The sequence below is a fragment of the Mycobacterium sp. genome (assembly GCF_032161845.1).
Lineage (GTDB): Bacteria > Actinomycetota > Actinomycetes > Mycobacteriales > Mycobacteriaceae > Mycobacterium.
Genome location: NZ_JAVRQA010000247.1, coordinates 1 through 2,600, shown reverse-complemented (window position 1 = coordinate 2,600; position 2,600 = coordinate 1). Strand labels below are relative to the sequence as shown.

Sequence of the window (2,600 nt, the reverse complement as noted above, 5' to 3'; positions counted from 1 at the left end):
TCTACCCCATGTGGTGCGCGTTCGCCACGCTGTTGTCGAGCCGAATCTGGTGGCTCAACCGCTGAGGCGTCAACGCACCGTCGCGAAGAACGTCCTGAGGTCGTCGACGAAGAGGTCGGGCTGCTCGAACGCCGCGAAGTGACCGCCACGCGGCATCGTCGTCCAGTGCGTGACGTTGTAGGTCGACTCGCACCACGACCGCGGTGCCTGCATGATCTCCTTCGGAAACGCCGCCACCCCGGTGGGTAATTCGACGCGCCCTTCAGAACCGAAGGCGCCGAAGCTCTCCCAGTAGAGGCGGGCCGACGAGGCGCCCGCGCCGGTCGCCCAGTACAGCATCACGTCGTCGAGCATCTCGTCGCGGGTCAGCGCGTTCTCCGGATGGCCATCGCAGTCGGTCCAGGACCAGAACTTCTCGACGATCCAGGCCAACTGCCCTACGGGGGAGTCGACGAGGCCGTACCCCAGCGTCTGAGGTCGGGTGGACTGTTGCTTCGAGTAGCCGGAATCCCAGCGCCGGTAGTGCTTCGAGGCGGCGAACGCTCGCAGGTCGTCATCCGTGGGGTGCTCCAAGGCGTCCTTCGTCGGCCGCGCGATCGGCATGTTCGTGTGGATGCCGACGCAGTTGCCCACCTGGCGGCCGATGTCGGTGGTCACCGCGGCACCCCAGTCCCCACCCTGTGCGCCGTAGCGGTCGTAGCCGAGCCGGACCATCAGCGTGTTCCATGCCGTGGCGATCTTGGCGATGTTCCAGCCCGCGCTGCTGGGCTTGGCCGAGAAGCCGTACCCGGGCAGGGACGGGCACACCACGTGGAAGGCGTCTTCGGCACGCCCGCCGTGGGCCGTGGGGTCGGTGAGGGGCTCGATGACCTTGGCGAACTCCACGATCGAACCGGGCCAGCCGTGGGTGATGACGATGGGGAAGGCGTCGGGATGAGGTGAGCGCTGGTGGACGAAGTGGATGTCGAGGCCGTCGATCTCGGTGGTGAACTGGTCGAATCGGTTCAATGCCGCTTCCCTGGTCCGCCAGTCGTACTGGTGCTCCCAGTAGTCGGCGAGTTCCCTGGTGTAGCTCAGCGGGATCCCTTGGCTCCAGTCGAGGTCTTCCTTGCTCCTCGCGTCCGCGGACACGCATTCGGCCTCTGGCCAGCGGGTGGCCGCAAGCCTCCGGCGGAGGTCGACGAGCACGTCGTCGGGCACGTCGATGCGAAACGGTCGGATGTCAGACATGGTGGTCATTGTCGCCGCGTGGCACCCACTGTTGGGTCGGTTCCGAGCGACCGCGCAGCACTACCGAACCCGCGGGCTGCCAATGCTGCGGCTCGTCGCAGGCGGCCATGGCGATGGCGGTGCCGGAGGCAACGGTCTTGCCGGTCACGCTCTTGCCGCAGTCGGCGAGCCGGGATGCCTCGTTGACCGGGTCGCCGATCACGGTGTACTCGTAGCGATTCTCGGCGCCGATGTTGCCCGCGAACACGGCCCCCGCCGACACTCCTATGCCGAAGTCGACGTCCGGCAGGCGGCGCAGATCCGTTGCCAGCGTTCGTGCTGCGGCCAGTGCCGCTGAAGCGGCATCCTCGGTCTTGATGGGCGCGCCGAATACGGCCAGCGCGGCGTCGCCCTGGAACTTGTTGATCAGCCCGCCGTGTTGGTCCACCGCCGCCACCACGATTCGGAAGAAGTCGTTGAGCACGTCGGCGACTTCCGTGGGTGAGCGGTTCAGCGCAAGCTGGGTGGAACCGGCAAGGTCGATGAAGAGGATGGCGACGTCGCGCACTTCGCCTGCGACCGCCTCGTCGCTCTCGACCGCCAGCCGGGCCACGTCGGGTCCGACATGCCGACCGAACAGATCGCGCAGCCGATCGCGCTCGACCAGGCCCGTGACCATCCTGTTGAATCCGCTCTGCAGGCGTCCGATCTCGGACTGTTCGTAGACGTCGACGGTTCGTCCGATGTCCCCGTGCTCGACGTCGGACATCGCCTCCACGACGTCTCGAACGGGATCGGAGATGGAACGGGACACCAGGAGCATCGCGCGAAGCCCGAGAAACACCGACACCGTGGTCAGCACGATGATCGGAATGTCCAGCGACGCCGACTGGGCGATGAGCCAGCCGTTGGAACGGCACAGGATCAACACCGCGATCGCGATGCTCGGCATGGCGCTGTTGAACACCCACATCATCACCAGCCTGGCGGCGACGCTCGGCGCCGTATCACGGCCGATGAAGTCCCTCGATGCCGCCGCGACGACCGGGCGTGTGATCTTCTGGGTGAACAGCAGGCTCGTGCTGATGCTCGACGGTCCGCCAAACACCGCCGTCGCCCCGATCATCAGGGCCGGACCCACGCCGACGTGGCGATTGGCGAAGATGAGGACGGCTGCACTGGCGATCCAGGTGCCGAGGAGGATGCCGGTCTCCCGGCGGACGAGGTTGATGGCTTGGCGACGTTGGCCGGGGTCGGGGTCGACGCCCGCCAGGTACCACCGCAGTGAGGGAACGACGTTGCAGTAGCCGGCGACCGTGGTGGCGATCGCGCCGACCAAGACCACGATGACGAGGAGCACGAGGTTGTCCCGCGTGAGGAGAGTGTGTGCG

2 protein-coding genes are annotated in these 2,600 nt (G+C 66.8%); both read right to left on the bottom strand.

Annotation, left to right across the window (positions count from 1 at the left end):
* Positions 1-69 precede the first annotated feature (69 nt).
* Positions 70-1,221: an alpha/beta fold hydrolase gene (locus tag QOD90_RS14250; RefSeq protein ID WP_526350740.1), complete on the bottom strand. Its 1,152-nt coding sequence runs from the start codon at positions 1,219-1,221 to the stop codon at positions 70-72.
* 1 nt (position 1,222) lies between these two features.
* Positions 1,223-2,600 (bottom strand): adenylate/guanylate cyclase domain-containing protein (locus QOD90_RS14245; protein WP_526350738.1); only part of this gene is annotated, 1,378 nt, incomplete at its 5' end.